Annotated in this window: 15 protein-coding genes; 8 read left to right on the top strand and 7 right to left on the bottom strand. The window is 66.7% G+C overall.

Translation table 11 applies throughout. From position 1 onward, the window contains the following. Positions 1–89 precede the first annotated feature (89 nt). From EU805_RS14440 to EU805_RS14425, 4 genes are all read left to right on the top strand, one after another. Positions 90–374, top strand: a complete 285-nt coding sequence (locus EU805_RS14440; RefSeq protein WP_129764695.1) for a co-chaperone GroES — start codon at positions 90–92, stop codon at positions 372–374. Between the two features lie 51 nt (positions 375–425). Further along, positions 426–2,081, top strand: a complete 1,656-nt coding sequence (groL, locus tag EU805_RS14435) for a chaperonin GroEL (RefSeq protein WP_129764694.1) — start codon at positions 426–428, stop codon at positions 2,079–2,081. A 321-nt stretch (positions 2,082–2,402) separates the two neighbouring features. Beyond that, on the top strand, positions 2,403–3,482 hold the full coding sequence (locus EU805_RS14430; protein ID WP_165351963.1) for a PAS domain-containing protein: 1,080 nt from the start codon (positions 2,403–2,405) through the stop codon (positions 3,480–3,482). 88 nt (positions 3,483–3,570) lie between these two features. After that, positions 3,571–4,428: a DMT family transporter gene (locus EU805_RS14425; protein WP_242494178.1), complete on the top strand. Its 858-nt coding sequence runs from the start codon at positions 3,571–3,573 to the stop codon at positions 4,426–4,428. A gap of 80 nt (positions 4,429–4,508) precedes the next feature. Here the strand turns inward: EU805_RS14425 and EU805_RS14420 are convergent, their stop codons facing one another. Further along, positions 4,509–4,952 carry an NUDIX domain-containing protein gene (locus tag EU805_RS14420; RefSeq protein ID WP_129764692.1) on the bottom strand — a complete coding sequence of 148 codons (444 nt, stop codon included), beginning with the start codon at positions 4,950–4,952 and terminating at the stop codon, positions 4,509–4,511. A gap of 75 nt (positions 4,953–5,027) precedes the next feature. On the opposite strand from EU805_RS14420, the gene EU805_RS14415 reads away from it, so the two are divergent. After that, a complete protein-coding gene (locus EU805_RS14415; protein WP_129764691.1) occupies positions 5,028–5,777 on the top strand; it encodes an alpha/beta fold hydrolase in 750 nt (249 codons plus the stop codon). A 96-nt stretch (positions 5,778–5,873) separates the two neighbouring features. On the opposite strand, the gene EU805_RS14410 is transcribed toward EU805_RS14415, so the two are convergent. The 3 genes from EU805_RS14410 to EU805_RS14400 form a co-directional block, all read right to left on the bottom strand. Then, positions 5,874–6,950, bottom strand: a complete 1,077-nt coding sequence (locus EU805_RS14410; protein WP_129764690.1) for a 5-(carboxyamino)imidazole ribonucleotide synthase — start codon at positions 6,948–6,950, stop codon at positions 5,874–5,876. Further along, a complete protein-coding gene (purE, locus tag EU805_RS14405; protein ID WP_129764689.1) occupies positions 6,943–7,431 on the bottom strand; it encodes a 5-(carboxyamino)imidazole ribonucleotide mutase in 489 nt (162 codons plus the stop codon). Before purE ends, EU805_RS14410 begins: the two co-directional genes overlap by 8 nt. 125 nt (positions 7,432–7,556) lie before the next feature. After that, positions 7,557–7,775 (bottom strand): YdcH family protein, encoded by a 219-nt coding sequence (locus EU805_RS14400; RefSeq protein WP_129764688.1) that lies wholly within the window; start codon positions 7,773–7,775, stop codon positions 7,557–7,559. A gap of 151 nt (positions 7,776–7,926) precedes the next feature. On the opposite strand from EU805_RS14400, the gene EU805_RS14395 reads away from it, so the two are divergent. Further along, positions 7,927–8,340 carry an Hsp20 family protein gene (locus EU805_RS14395; protein ID WP_129764687.1) on the top strand — a complete coding sequence of 138 codons (414 nt, stop codon included), beginning with the start codon at positions 7,927–7,929 and terminating at the stop codon, positions 8,338–8,340. 3 nt (positions 8,341–8,343) lie between these two features. Then, positions 8,344–8,568, top strand: coding sequence for a DUF1150 family protein (locus EU805_RS14390; protein WP_129764686.1), 225 nt, complete (start codon positions 8,344–8,346; stop codon positions 8,566–8,568). An 86-nt stretch (positions 8,569–8,654) separates the two neighbouring features. On the opposite strand, the gene EU805_RS14385 is transcribed toward EU805_RS14390, so the two are convergent. The 3 genes from EU805_RS14385 to trxB form a co-directional block, all read right to left on the bottom strand. Continuing rightward, positions 8,655–9,608, bottom strand: coding sequence for a response regulator (locus EU805_RS14385; RefSeq protein ID WP_129764685.1), 954 nt, complete (start codon positions 9,606–9,608; stop codon positions 8,655–8,657). Between the two features lie 229 nt (positions 9,609–9,837). Further along, positions 9,838–11,889, bottom strand: a complete 2,052-nt coding sequence (locus EU805_RS14380; protein ID WP_129764684.1) for a bifunctional sulfate adenylyltransferase/adenylylsulfate kinase — start codon at positions 11,887–11,889, stop codon at positions 9,838–9,840. A gap of 333 nt (positions 11,890–12,222) precedes the next feature. Next, positions 12,223–13,224 carry a thioredoxin-disulfide reductase gene (trxB, locus tag EU805_RS14375; RefSeq protein ID WP_129764683.1) on the bottom strand — a complete coding sequence of 334 codons (1,002 nt, stop codon included), beginning with the start codon at positions 13,222–13,224 and terminating at the stop codon, positions 12,223–12,225. 152 nt (positions 13,225–13,376) lie between these two features. Between trxB and EU805_RS14370 the strand changes: the two genes are divergently transcribed. Next, positions 13,377–13,877, top strand: coding sequence for an Lrp/AsnC family transcriptional regulator (locus EU805_RS14370; RefSeq protein WP_129764682.1), 501 nt, complete (start codon positions 13,377–13,379; stop codon positions 13,875–13,877). Positions 13,878–13,943 lie beyond the last annotated feature (66 nt).

Here is a 13,943-nt window from a genome sequence, read left to right as displayed (position 1 = left end):
TCCATCCGCTTGCCTATCTCCCGGTCGCTGGCACTCACCACGACAGAGTGCTAACGGAATTGAAACTGCAACGAAGGAAGGTCTTTCAGATGGCATTTACCCCTCTTCACGACCGTGTGCTTGTCCGCCGCATCGAAGGCGACGAAAAGACCGCAGGCGGCCTGATCATCCCCGACAGCGCCAAGGAAAAGCCCGCCGAGGGCGAAGTCATCGCAGTCGGCGCCGGTGCGCGCAAGGACAGCGGCGAGCTGATCGAGATGGCCGTCAAGGCCGGCGACCGCGTGCTCTTCGGCAAGTGGTCCGGCACCGAAGTCAAGATCGACGGCGAAGACCTGCTGATCATGAAGGAAAGCGACATCCTCGGCACGATGTAAGCCGACGAAGACCGCTTCCCCCAACGAAACCAAATTCAGGAGCACATGAAAATGGCTGCTAAAGACGTCAAATTCGACACCGACGCCCGCAATCGCATGCTCAAGGGCGTCAACACGCTCGCCAACGCCGTCAAGGTCACGCTGGGCCCCAAGGGTCGCAACGTGGTGCTGGACAAGTCCTTCGGCGCCCCGCGCATCACCAAGGACGGTGTCTCGGTCGCCAAGGAAATCGAACTGGAAGACAAGTTCGAGAACATGGGCGCCCAGATGGTGAAGGAAGTCGCTTCCCGCACCAACGACGAAGCGGGTGACGGCACCACCACCGCCACCGTGCTGGCCCAGGCCATCGTCAAGGAAGGCATGAAGTCCGTCGCCGCCGGCATGAACCCGATGGACCTCAAGCGCGGCATCGACATGGCCACCGCCAAGGTCGTCGAGGCCATCAAGGCCGCCGCCCGTGACGTGACCGACAGCGACGAAGTCGCCCAGGTCGGCACCATCTCCGCCAACGGCGAAGCCGAGATCGGCCGCCAGATCGCCGACGCGATGCAGAAGGTCGGCAACGAGGGTGTCATCACCGTCGAGGAGAACAAGGGCCTCGAGACCGAGACCGACGTCGTCGAAGGCATGCAGTTCGACCGTGGCTACCTGTCGCCCTACTTCACCACCAACACCGAGAAGATGACCGCAGAGCTTGAGGACTGCCTCATCCTGCTGCACGAGAAGAAGCTCTCCTCGCTGCAGCCGATGGTGCCGCTGCTGGAAACCGTCATCCAGTCCGGCAAGCCGCTGCTGATCATCTCCGAGGACGTAGAAGGCGAAGCGCTGGCCACCCTCGTGGTCAACAAGCTGCGCGGCGGTCTGAAGATCGCGGCCGTCAAGGCACCGGGCTTCGGCGACCGCCGCAAGGCCATGCTGCAGGACATCGCGATCCTGACGGGCGGCCAGGTGATCTCCGAAGACCTCGGCATGAAGCTGGAATCGGTGACCATCGACATGCTGGGCTCCGCCAAGCGCGTCGCGATCACCAAGGACACCACGACCATCGTCGACGGTGCCGGCGACAAGTCCGAGATCGACGCCCGCGTCAGCCAGATCCGCGGCCAGATCGAGGAAACCACCTCTGACTACGACCGCGAGAAGCTGCAGGAACGCGTTGCCAAGCTGGCCGGCGGTGTCGCCGTCATCCGCGTCGGCGGCATGTCCGAAGTGGAAGTGAAAGAGCGCAAGGACCGCGTCGACGACGCCCTGAACGCGACCCGTGCGGCCGTGCAGGAAGGTGTCGTCGTGGGCGGCGGTGTCGCTCTGGTGCAGGGCGCCAAGGCGCTCGACGGGCTGGAGGGTGCGAACTCCGACCAGAACGTCGGCATCAACATCATCCGCAAGGCCCTCGAAGCGCCGCTGCGCCAGATCGCCGAGAACTCCGGCGTGGACGGCTCGGTCGTCGCGGGCAAGATCCGCGAAAGCAACGACAAGGCCTTCGGCTTCAACGCGCAGACCGAGGAATATGGCGACATGTTCAAGTTCGGCGTGATCGACCCCGCCAAGGTGGTGCGCACCGCGCTGCAGGACGCCGCCTCCGTGGCCGGCCTGCTGATCACCACCGAAGCCATGGTGGCCGACAAGCCGCAGAAGGACGGCGGCAACGCCGGCGGCGGCGACATGGGCGGCATGGGCGGCATGGGCGGCATGGGCGGCATGATGTAAGCCAGCCCCGGGGCCTCGGGGTCATCCCCGAACCTGGGCGGCCGGAACAGACGGACGCACACGTCCGCTGACCCGGCCAACGCCATCCGCCACCGCACCTTTGCGGTTTGCACGCGATGAACACAGGGCGGCCCTCCGGGGTCGCCCTGTTACGTTCCGGCGGGGGCGCGAAAGCTGTCCTGTCTTGAATTCTTTACACTAAATGAGGACCCTGACCCCGGTAGGTCGAGGTCCGGTCTTGTCCATAAGCCCGTCATCACTCATTGTTTCATGGATGGGTCCATTCGCTGTCTCTGCAGCATCGGGAAAGGGGAGGGCATCTTGCCTGATCGGAGCAATATCGAAGCCAGTGTCGAGAATTCACCGATCGCGATGGTCCTGACCGACCCCAATCTCGAAGACAATCCGCTCGTATACGTCAACGAGGCCTTCGAGAAGGTGACGCTCTACAAGAAAGACGCCGTCCTGGGACGGAATTGCCGTTTGCTGCAGTGCGAAGATACCGACCCGGCCGCCGCGCGCAAATTGGGCGAGGCGATTGAAAAGGGGCAATCGGTCTCCGTCGATCTGCTGAACGAGAAGGCCGACGGCACCCGCTTCATGAACCAGCTCGTGATCGCCCCGATCCGCGACGACGAAGGAAAGATGGTGGCCTTTCTCGGCATCCAGAACGAGATGAAGACCGGCGCGTCCGATCAGGAGGCAGGCGTCTCGGGCGAGAGCGAGCGGATGTTGCGCGAGTTGCAGCACCGGGTGAAGAATCATCTTGCCATGGTGGTCAGCATGATCCGCATCCAATCCCGGCGGGACGTGACCCAGGCCTCCTTCGAGGCGCTCAGCCATCGGGTGCAAAGCCTCGCACTGCTCTACGAGGAACTCTCGCCCAGCGGGGTCGCCCCCGCCGGCGCGGAGACGGTGCCGGCCGGGGCCTATCTCAGCCGCGTGGCCAATACGATCGGCGCATTGGACGGCCGCGCCTCGATCCGGTTGAACATCTCCTGCGACGAGATCGAGCTTCCCATGGAGACCGCCGCCCGCCTTGGCCTGCTGCTGACGGAATTCGTGACCAACGCGCTCGAACACGCCTTCGAAGGGCGCGAGGAAGGCGTCGTGCAGATCCGGTTCACCCGGCAGACCCGCGGCAGCTTGCGCCTGACGGTGGAGGATGACGGCATCGGCCTGCCGGAAGGGTCCACCTGGCCCGACAACGCGCCCACGGTCGAGCAACGCACCGAGGAGGCCAGCGACGAAAGCACCCGGACGCTCGACACCCGTGGCGGCAAGCGCGTCTCCGGCGCGGGGGGCAGCATCGTCTCGGCCATGGTGCGGTATCTCGACGGCGATCTGAACGTCGCCTCCTCCGCGCACGGGACCATCCTGACACTCGACATCGCGGCCTGACGGCAGGTCGATTGGAACCGCTGAGCCGCCTTTCGCCCGACCGTGGCCGAAGTCGTGCCGCGCGCCTGCGCGCGCGGGCACGGGCGAGATGACCCGTCACGCGCGCAATCTGCGGCTCGGCCTGCTCGTCGCCTTCACCATGATCGCCTTCGCCGCGAACTCGGTTCTGAACCGCTACGCCGTGGCGGGGCAGGGGATGGCCCCGCTGACCTTCGCCACGCTTCGCGTCGCCGCCGGGGCCGCCGTCCTGCTTGCCCTCTCGGGCCCCCGCCGCTGTTTCGCGGCGACCGGTGGCCGGCTTCGCGCGCGTCTTGCCGGGGCCGCGACCCTCGCCACCTACATGATCGGCTTCTCCTGGGCCTACCTCGCGCTCGACGCGGGCCTCGGCGCGCTGATCCTTTTCGGCTGCGTGCAACTGGGTATGTTCGGCTGGGCCCTGTGGCGCGGTGCCCGGATCGGCCCCGCGCGCTGGGCGGGCAGCGCCGTGGCCCTGGCGGGGCTCGTCCTGCTGCTCTGGCCATCGGGCGCCGTCACCGTGCCGCTTCTCCCCGCGCTCGCGATGATCGCGGCGGGCCTGGGCTGGGCGGGCTACACGCTGCTGGGGCAGGGCGCCCGCGACCCGCGCGCGACCTCCGCCGCGAATTTCACCCTCTGCCTGCCGGTCGTCGCCGCGGCCCTCTGGGCGAGCGGCGGGATCGGCGCGCTCGGCACCCCCGCGGTCGCGGCGGCCCTCGTCTCCGGCGGGCTGACGTCGGGGCTGGGCTATGCGCTCTGGTACAGGCTTCTGCCCCGGCTCGCCACGACGACGGCGGCGACGGCCCAGTTGAGCGTTCCGCTCATCGCCGTCGCGGGCGGCGCGGTCCTGCTGTCGGAACCGCTCACCCTGCGCCTCGGCGTAAGCGCCGTCCTCGTCCTCGGCGGGATCGCCCTGTCGTTCCGGCGCTAGGGACAGGGCGCGGCCCCGATCCTTCATCTGGCCAGATAAACTCCGGGGGAGCCCCGCAGGGGCGGGGGCAGAGCCCCCTGCTACCTCACGATCGGCTCCAACGGATCGTAGACCCCGCTCTCCCCGTCGAAGGCCACCCGCGCCAGGGCGTCGGGTTTGACCCGCAGGTCCGCGACCTCTTCCCGGGTGACCCAGCGGCGATTGTGCACGACACCTTCGGGATCGCGCCAGGCGGGATCGATGCGGGCGTCTGCGACTGTGCAGCGAAAGTAAAGGTCGACCTGGTGGTAGTCCCCGTCGGGATCGTGGAACTCGTTGACCAGGCAGGGCTCTTCGATCGAGATGCGAAGGCCCGTCTCCTCGGACACCTCGCGGGCCAGGTTGTCGTGCAGGGAGCTGTGCGGCTCCACCCCGCCGCCGGGGGCGCACCACAGGTCGGACCGATCCTTATAGGCGTTCACCAGCAGCAGTCGGGCGTCGTGGACGATCACCGCGCGGACGGCAAGGCGAGGGGGGCGGGCCATGACATGAGTGTGAACCCCCACGTCATGCGGCGCAAGCCGATTGCGTCGGACCGGAAACGGTATAGATCCTTGATCATGCGTGCGCTCGCCTTCATCCTGTGCCTGACCTTGACCGCCTGTGCGAAAGGAGGGCCCGCCCTGGCCAATCCCGAGACGGATTGCGTCGTGCTTCTGCACGGTCTGGCGCGCAGCGAGATCTCGCTCACGCCGATGCAGATCTACTTGGAGAACCGGGGCTATTTCGTCGTCAACCGCGGCTACCCGTCGACCGAGGAGACGATCCAGGAACTGGTGGACGACAACGTCGGGCAGGACGTCGCGCGCTGCGGCGATCGGACGGTGAACTTCGTCACCCATTCGCTGGGCGGAATCCTCGTGCGGACCTGGCTAGCGGAGAACCGGCCCGCGCGGATGGGCCGCGTGGTCATGCTGGCCCCGCCCAACGCCGGCACGGCGCTGGTCGACGTCTTTGGCGACTGGGAGCCGTTCGAGTGGATCAACGGCCCCGCCGGAGAGCAGCTGGGCACCGAGGACAGCAGTTTTCCCAATCGCCTGGCGGGCGTCGACGGCTACGAGCTCGGCATCATCGCAGGCGACGCCAGCCTGAACCCGGTTTATTCCTCGGTCATCGACGGGCCGGACGACGGCAAGGTCAGCGTCGAATCGACCAGGCTGGACGGAATGGCCGATCACTTGGTGCTGCCGGTGACCCATACCTTCATGATGAACAATCCGCTGGTCATGGCGCAGGTCGTGGCGTTCCTCGAGAATGGCGCCTTCGACCGGGGGCTGAGTTTCACGGGCGTCCTGCTGGGGCGGGATTGATCGCCGCGGCCGGATACCTCGGCCGTGATGTTTCGCATGCGAATTATATTATGTCAATTTTAACAATACCTTAACCGCACCGCGCGCCGGTCGGTTTCAGCGGGCAGCGGGTCCGGTGACGCGGTTGACGTGGCCCATCTTGCGACCGGGGCGGGCCTCGCCCTTGCCGTAGAGATGCAGCGAGACGGGCTCCTTCGCAAGGTCCGCGACCCGGTCCATGTCGTCCCCGATCAGGTTCTCCATCACCACGTCCGAATGACGCGACCCGTCGCCCAGCGGCCAGCCCGCGACGGCGCGGATGTGCTGTTCGAACTGGTCCACGGCGCAGCCCGATTGGGTCCAGTGGCCGGAATTGTGCACGCGCGGCGCGATCTCGTTTACCACCAGGGCGCCCGGGGTGACGAAAAGCTCGACCCCCAGCACGCCGACATAGTCCAGCGCGTTGAGGATGCGTGCGGCGATCAGCACCGCGTCGGTGCGCTGGGAGGCGCTTAGCGTCGCGGGCACGGTGGAGGTGTGCAGGATGCCGCCTTGGTGGACGTTCTCCGCCGGGTCGAAGCAGGCGACGGAGCCGTCCGTCCCGCGCGCGGCGATGACCGAAACCTCGCGCTGGAAGTCGACGAAGCCTTCGAGCAGGGCCGGCGCGCCCTCCATCGCGGCGAGCGCGCCGGTGGCGTCATCTGGCGCGGACAGGCGCGCCTGGCCCTTGCCGTCGTAGCCCATGCGGCGGGTCTTCAGGATCGAGGGGGTGCCGATGTCCCTCAGCGCCGCATCGAGGCTGTCCCGGTCGGTCACCTCCGCGAAGGGCGCCGTGGTCAGGCCGAGATCGCGCAGGAAGGTCTTTTCCGTCAGCCGGTCCTGCGAGGTGGCGAGCGCGCGGCGGTTTGGGTGGATGGGCTTTAGGGCTTCGAGCGTGTCGAGGGCCCCCGTCGGGATGTTCTCGAACTCGTAGGTGATGACGTCGACCGATTGCGCAAATTGCGTCAATGCGTCGGTATCGTCGTAGTCCGCCTTCAGGTGGAAATTGGCGACGTGGGAGGCCGGGCAATCGCCCGCGGGTTCGAAGATGCAGGTCTTGAAGCCCAAGCGGCTGGCGGCGACGGACAGCATGCGGCCCAGCTGGCCACCGCCGAGGATGCCGATCGTGGCGCCGGGGGCGAGGGGTTCAGTCATCTTCGGGCACCTCAGGGATGGAGGCGGCGAGATCGCTTCGCCATTGGTCGAGACGTGCGGCAAGTGCGGGGTCCTGCAAGGCGAGGATCCCGGCGGCCATGAGGCCCGCGTTCTGCGCCCCGGCGGCGCCGATGGCCATGGTGGCAACCGGAAAGCCGCGCGGCATCTGCAGGATCGAGTAGAGGCTGTCGACGCCCGACAGCGCCTTGGTCTGGATCGGCACGCCGATCACCGGCACCCGCGTCTTGGAGGCCATCATGCCGGGCAGGTGGGCGGCCCCGCCCGCGCCCGCGATGATGACCTGCAGCCCGCGTTCGACGGCGGTCTTGCCGTAGTCCCACAGCCGGTCCGGCGTGCGGTGGGCCGAGACGATGCGCGGCTCATGGGGGATGCCCAGGGTGTCCAGGATTTGGGCGGCCTCGCGCATGGTGGGCCAGTCGGACTGGCTGCCCATGATGAGGCCGACGAGGGGATCAGGCATCGCACGCTCCGAACGGTTGCGCGCGGCACTATAGGGGCGGGCGGCGCGGGGGCAAGGCGCCGCGGTGCTTGCGGGGACGAGTCGATCGGGGCGGCGCGGCTCGAAAGGCCGGGCGCCGCGCGGTGTCAGGCGATGATGTCGGGGTTCACCGTATCCTCGATCCGGGCGATGCGGTCCTTCAGCCCCAGCTTCTTGCGCTTGAGCCGGCTGATCGTCAGCACGTCGCCGGGATGGGTCATCTGCAGGGCTGTGATCGCCAGGTCGAGGTCGTGATGTTCCTGCCGCAGCACGCGCAATTCGATCGTGAGCACTTCGATGTCGGACAGTTGCGGGGAGGAATTCATGGCACCAAACCTTGGGATCGAGGGTCTCTTACAGGGTTTCGGGACCTGCGCCTAGGCTCTTGCGCGACGCCGCCCGCACCCCCATATTTCCGGTGTGGTCGCCGAAAGCGGGGCCGCATTGGCTATGTCGCTTGAAACAAGGACGTGTCGCATGACGAAAATGGCTTTGGGGACCCATCCGTTCCTGCTGGGCTTCGACGGGCTGGAACGCCTGGTCGAACGCACCGCCAAGACCGGAACCGACGGATATCCCCCCTACAACATCGAGCAGACCTCGAAGGGCAGCTACCGCGTGACGCTGGCGGTGGCGGGGTTCGGTGCGCCGGACCTGTCGATCACGGTCGAGGACTCGACGCTGACCGTGCGCGGCCGTCTGCCCACCGACACCCCCGAGCGGGAGTATCTGCACCGCGGCATCGCGGGCCGGCCCTTCCAGCGCGCCTTCGTGCTGGCCGACGGGGTCGAAGTGGGGAAGGCGAGCATGGAAAACGGGCTTCTGCACATCGATCTGAACCGCAGACCGGCCGAACGCGTTGTGAAGAACATAGAGATCTCGAAAGGGTAGAGCATGTTTACGAAGAAAGATTTTGCCGATCTGGGCCAGAACATCGTGTATCTCAAGCCGGTCGCGACCTCCGATCTTCCGGACGAGGTGCGCGAGCAGGCGGGCGAGCTCGAGACGCTGTTCGCCGTGCACAACACCAAGGGTGAGCAAGTCGCGCTGGTCGCGAGCGAAGGCCTGGCGAGCCACCTGGCGGACGAACACCACATGCAGCTGGTGGCCCTGCACTGATCCTTCACGTGATCGGTTCGGCCTGGCGACCAAGAACGACAAGACCCGGATCCCGCGTGATCCGGGTCTTGTCGTCTTCGAAGGATTTAGAAGCCCGAGAACGCGTCGCCGACGTGCCTGCGGGGGCCGATCGCGGTGAAGTCGGGGATGGTGCGGCAGGCGTAGCTTTCCAGCTCTTCCGAGGCGTCGCGCCCGGTCCAGACCCCCATGTTCGACACCGTGTCGCAGACCGGCACGGGCACCGGATCGGGCAGGTCGTGTTCGGCCCACATCTTCCGGATCGCCGCGGCGGCCTTTTTCTGGACCACGTCCAGCACCTCGCGGCGGCGGCCGAAGGTCACGCCCAGGAACAGGCCGCGCCCGGCGTAGGCCAGCGTCGAGGTGGGGTAGGCCAGCACCGAGGTGGTCGCCGCCCCGATCCGCGCGATCCGACGCAGAAGATCACCGCCCTGGGGGCTTTCCTCGAACTCCGCGAGGGCTGCGAAATGAACGCTGAACATCGACAGCGCATGCACCCCCGGTTCGAGATGCAGCAGGCGGTTCTGCAGCGCCATCAGCGCCAGCGGGCCGGCTTGGACGGAGGCCGTGCGGTGATCGAAGCCCGCGGCCACGTATTTCTGTAGCCGGTCGAAGGCGGCGCGCATCTGGCGCTCGCGGGCGAGACTGTCGTTCAGCATGGTCGCAAGCGAGATACGCGCGCCCACCTCGACCCCGTCCAGCGGCTTGGAGATGAAATCGGTCGCACCGGCCGAATAGGCGCGCTGCATCGTCTCTGCCTCGCGCGTGGCGGTGATCATCAGGATCGGGGTCGTGGCGTAGGGCGGCCTTTGCCGGATCTCCGCGCAGAGGTCGATGCCGTTGCGCACCGGCATGTCGATATCGAGCAGGATCGAATCGAAGGTGGCTTCGGTCGCGTCGAGCTCGTCGACCGCCTCGGCGGCGGAGCCGGCACAGGTCACGTCGTGGTCCGATCCCAGATACATCGGCGAGGCCAGAAGCTCGAGGATGATCGGATCGTCGTCGACGGCAAGAATCCGCATGAGTGGTCTCCGATCGGATCGCGTTGCGGCAGGACAGGCCCCGCCACCGGTCCGTATCGCAGGGGATGGCGTCAGAATGCGGCCTGAAGCGCGGCCCTATTAAGGCACCATTTACCTAAGGTTGCAAAGCACTGCCAGACCTGCCCGCGCCGGATGTCGCGCCGCAAAGTGCCACGCGAAAAGGCCGGGCGCGGGGCCCGGCCTTTTCTGCGGTTCCCGATGCAGGCCCTCAGGCCTTGATGAGGCCCATCGCTTCGAGCTTGAGGATCACCTGGTGGGCGCAATTGTCCACCTCCTGGCCTTCGGTGTCCACGCGCAGTTCGGGATTTACGGGGGCGTCGTAGGGGTCCGAAATTCCGGTGAATTCCTTGATCTTGCCTTCACGGGCCAGCTTGTAGAGCCCCTTGCGGTCGCGGCGCTCGCATTCCTCCAGAGAGGTCGCGACGTGGACCTCGATGAAGGCGCCGAAGTCTTCGATGTCCTGCCGCACGGCGCGGCGGGTGGTGGCGTAGGGCGCGATGGGCGCGCAGATCGCGATGCCGCCGTTCTTGGTGATCTCGGAGGCGACGTAGCCGATCCGGCGGATGTTCAGGTCGCGGTGCTCCTTCGAGAAGCCCAGCTCCGAGCTGAGGTTCTTGCGCACGATGTCACCGTCCAGCAGCGTCACGGGACGGCCGCCCATTTCCATCAGCTTCACCATCAGGGCGTTGGCGATGGTGGACTTGCCCGAGCCGGAGTAGCCGGTGAAGAACACGGTGAAGCCTTGCTTGGAGCGCGCGGGCTTGGTGCGGCGCAGCTCTTCGACGACCTGCGGGAAGGAGAACCATTCGGGGATCTCCAGCCCCTCCTGCAGACGGCGGCGCAGTTCGGTGCCCGAGATGTTCAGGATCGTGACCTCGTCCTTGTCCGCGATCTCGTCGGCGGGCTCGTACTGGGCGCGTTCCTGGACGTAGACCATGTGTTTGAAGTCCACCATCTCGATGCCCATCTCTTCCTGGTGCTCGCGGAAGAGGTCCTGCGCATCGTAGGGGCCGTAGAAGTCCTCACCGGCGGAGTTCTTGCCCGGGCCGGCGTGGTCGCGGCCGACGATGAAGTGGGTGCAGCCGTGGTTGCGGCGGATCAGTCCGTGCCAGACCGCCTCGCGCGGGCCGGCCATGCGCATGGCGAGGTTCAGCAGGGACATGGTGGTGGTGGAGGGCTGGTATTGGTCGAGGACCGCCTCGTAGCAGCGCACGCGGGTGAAGTGATCGACATCGCCGGGCTTCGTCAGGCCGACGACGGGGTGGATCAGCAGGTTGGCCTGCGCTTCCTTGGCGGCGCGGAAGGTCAGCTCCTGGTGGGCGCGGTGCAGGGGATTGCGGGTCTGGAACGCCACGACCTTGCGCCAGCCCAGCTTGCGGAAGTAAGCGCGCAGCTCGTTGGGCGTGTCGCGGCGGGCGCGGAAGTCGTAGTGCACGGGCTGCTGGATGCCGGTCACGGGACCGCCGAGGTAGATCTTGCCCGCCTGGTTGTGCAGGTAGTTCACCGCCGGGTGCGCGTCGTCGTCGGCGCCGAAGACCTTCTCGGCCTCGCGGGCCTTGTTGGGCTCCCACTTGTCGGTGACGGTCATGGTGGCGAGGATCACGCCTTCCTGGTCGCGCAGGGCGATGTCCTGGCCGGTCTCGATGCCGGCCGCGAAGTCCTCGGAGACGTCGAGCGTGATGGGCATGGGCCACAGGGTGCCGTCGGCGAGGCGCATGTTCTCGACCACGCCGTCGTAGTCCTTCTCGGACAGAAAGCCCTTCAGCGGGTTGAAGCCGCCGTTCATCAGCAGTTCGAGGTCGCAGATCTGGCGCGGGGTCAGGTCGTGGCTGACGAGCTCGCCTGCGTCGTGCTTCATCTTCTGCGCGCTGTCGTGGCTGACGTAGAGCTCCGGGATCGGGGCGAGGTTGTTTTCCATGGGAGAGATCCTGTTGAGGGTGGAATAGGTGCCGCCGGCGGGTCCGGTCAGCTCTGCGTGGAGGGTCTGGTATTCCGCGAACTTGCGCGCGAGGAAACGGTCGCTGAGGCGCGCCTTCAACGCGGCCCCCTTGTGGGTCAGCGCATAGGCCACCCGGCTGCGCCGGTCGGCGCCGGTCCGGTCGGACAGGCTGACGAAGCCGTCCGCGATGGCCTGCTTGATCTGCGCGTTGAGCCGACCCAGCGACACGCCCACCGCCGCCGCCGTTTCGCGCTGGCTGGCGGATGGCGACCGGTCGAGCTGGCGGAGCAGGCGAAAGAGCCGCTCTTCGGCATCGGTCATGGGGGCGGGTTTCGAAAAGGTCACGGGTACGGCGATTCGGGTCTGTTCAAGCGTGAACGCTGCTTGGCCCAAAAAGTCTGTTCACGAAAGAACAAACTTTGCCCGAGGCGGACTATCGGCAAATTTGCGACACTCGGCGCGTCAGCGGGCGGCGCCCCGCGGGTGGAGGGTGCGGGACGCCTCGCCGGCGGGGCAAGTATTTTCAATCCAAAGAAGCCCTGGGGTTCGTTCGAACGAGGGAAGGCCGGTGCCTCATGGCGACCGGCCCTCCTCGTTTTTTTAAAGAATGCTCCCGCCGAAGGCATCGGCCCCAGGGGACCGACCACGTCGGGGTTACTCGGCGGGCTCTTCCGCGCCGTAGCCAAGCGGAAGCGTGACCTCGTCGCGGGGGGCCTGGTCGTGCTCGGCCAGGAAGCGTTCGGCGTCGAGGGCGGCCATGCAGCCCATGCCCGCGCTGGTGACGGCCTGGCGGTAGACGTGGTCGGTCAGATCGCCCGCGGCGAAGACGCCCGGGATCGCGGTGCGGGTGCTGCCCGGCTCGACCTTCACGTAGCCGCCGTGGTGCAACTCCAGCTGGTCCTTCACCAGTTCGGAGGCCGGCGCGTGACCGATCGCGACGAAGACGCCCTTCGCGGGCAGTTCGGTCGTCTCGCCCGTCTGCACGTTCCTGAGCCGGACCGATTCGACGCCCTTGGGCTGGTCGGTGCCGAGGATCTCGTCGATCTCGTGGTGCCAGAGGGTCTCGATCTTGGGGTTCTTCAGAAGGCGCTGCTGCAGAATCGCCTCTGCCCGAAGTTCGTCGCGGCGGTGCACCAGCGTGACCTTCGAGGCGAAGTTGGTGAGGAACAGCGCCTCTTCCACCGCCGTATTGCCGCCGCCCACGACGACGATCTCCTGCCCGCGATAGAAGAAGCCGTCGCAGGTGGCGCAAGCCGAGACGCCGAACCCCTTGAACGCCTCTTCCGACGGCAGGCCCAGCCACTTGGCGCGGGCGCCGGTCGCGAGGATCACGGCGTCGGCGGTGACGACGGCACCGCTGTCGCAGGTGGCGGTAAAGGGGCGTTTCGACAGGTCCAGGTCCGAGACGATGTCATGCACGATCTCGGTGCCCATGGCGCGGGCGTGGGTCTCCATCCGGACCATCAGGTCGGGGCCCTGCACCTCGGTGTCGCCGGGCCAGTTCTCGACTTCGGTGGTGGTGGTCAGCTGGCCGCCGGGCTCGATCCCCTGGATCAGCATCGGTTCCAGCATGGCGCGGGCGGCATAGACGCCGGCGGAGTAACCGGCGGGGCCGGAACCGACGATGAGCAGCCGGGTGTGACGGGTCTGGGACATGGGGGCCTCTTGTCTGGTGGGCACCGATATAGGGGCTGGCGCGGCCTGGCGAAAGGCGGAACGCGTTTCGCATAGTTGCGCAAGTGTGAAACATTGTTGCGCAGGCTGGCGGGTTGGCGTAGGAAAATACGAAACCTTTGGAGAAAACCCGAATGCCCGGTGCAAAGCTGGACGAGATCGACCGGATGATTCTGGCGCAACTGCAGGCCGACGGGCGGATGACCAACGTCGAACTGGCCAAGCGGGTGGGCATCAGCGCGCCGCCGTGCCTGCGCCGGGTGCGCACGCTGGAAGAGCAGGGCTACATCCGCGGCTATCACGCGGACGTCGACCCGCGCGAACTGGGGTTCGAGGTCCAGGTCTTCGCCATGGTCGGGCTGCAAAGCCAGGCGGAAGCGGACCTCGCCGCCTTCGAGGCGCGCTGCGAAGGCTGGCCGCTGGTGCGCGAGTGCCACATGCTCAACGGCGAGGTGGATTTCATCCTCAAGTGCGTGGCCCCCGATCTGCGGACCTTCCAGCGCTTCCTGACGGAGGAGTTGACCAGCGCGCCCAACGTGGCGAGCGTGAAGACCTCGCTGGTGATCCGGGGCGCGAAGGATGAACCGGGCGTGCCCTTCGACGTGCTGGAGGCGCGCCTGAAACGTGACGCCTGATCTGGTTTGATCTAGGATAGTCTTCATTCAGTGTTTACCTAGCGGGACATCGTGTCGCGTTACGGG

It is taken from the genome of Salipiger sp. IMCC34102, from assembly GCF_004145405.1.
Taxonomy (GTDB): Bacteria; Pseudomonadota; Alphaproteobacteria; order Rhodobacterales; family Rhodobacteraceae; genus Loktanella.
This window is presented reverse-complemented; position numbering and strand designations above follow the sequence as displayed.

What these genes read in the sequence shown, in the direction of transcription:
- EU805_RS14440 (WP_129764695.1), top strand. Translation starts at nt 90, where the DNA reads ATGGCATTTACCCCTCTTCACGACCGTGTGCTTGTCCGCCGCATCGAA.
- EU805_RS14415 (WP_129764691.1), top strand. Translation starts at nt 5,028, where the DNA reads ATGCGTGCGCTCGCCTTCATCCTGTGCCTGACCTTGACCGCCTGTGCG.
- groL (WP_129764694.1), top strand. Translation starts at nt 426, where the DNA reads ATGGCTGCTAAAGACGTCAAATTCGACACCGACGCCCGCAATCGCATG.
- EU805_RS14390 (WP_129764686.1), top strand. Translation starts at nt 8,344, where the DNA reads ATGTTTACGAAGAAAGATTTTGCCGATCTGGGCCAGAACATCGTGTAT.
- trxB (WP_129764683.1), bottom strand. Translation starts at nt 13,224, where the DNA reads ATGTCCCAGACCCGTCACACCCGGCTGCTCATCGTCGGTTCCGGCCCC.
- EU805_RS14410 (WP_129764690.1), bottom strand. Translation starts at nt 6,950, where the DNA reads ATGACTGAACCCCTCGCCCCCGGCGCCACGATCGGCATCCTCGGCGGT.
- purE (WP_129764689.1), bottom strand. Translation starts at nt 7,431, where the DNA reads ATGCCTGATCCCCTCGTCGGCCTCATCATGGGCAGCCAGTCCGACTGG.
- EU805_RS14380 (WP_129764684.1), bottom strand. Translation starts at nt 11,889, where the DNA reads ATGACCGATGCCGAAGAGCGGCTCTTTCGCCTGCTCCGCCAGCTCGAC.
- EU805_RS14395 (WP_129764687.1), top strand. Translation starts at nt 7,927, where the DNA reads ATGACGAAAATGGCTTTGGGGACCCATCCGTTCCTGCTGGGCTTCGAC.
- EU805_RS14420 (WP_129764692.1), bottom strand. Translation starts at nt 4,952, where the DNA reads ATGGCCCGCCCCCCTCGCCTTGCCGTCCGCGCGGTGATCGTCCACGAC.
- EU805_RS14425 (WP_242494178.1), top strand. Translation starts at nt 3,571, where the DNA reads ATGACCCGTCACGCGCGCAATCTGCGGCTCGGCCTGCTCGTCGCCTTC.
- EU805_RS14400 (WP_129764688.1), bottom strand. Translation starts at nt 7,775, where the DNA reads ATGAATTCCTCCCCGCAACTGTCCGACATCGAAGTGCTCACGATCGAA.
- EU805_RS14385 (WP_129764685.1), bottom strand. Translation starts at nt 9,608, where the DNA reads ATGCGGATTCTTGCCGTCGACGACGATCCGATCATCCTCGAGCTTCTG.
- EU805_RS14370 (WP_129764682.1), top strand. Translation starts at nt 13,377, where the DNA reads ATGCCCGGTGCAAAGCTGGACGAGATCGACCGGATGATTCTGGCGCAA.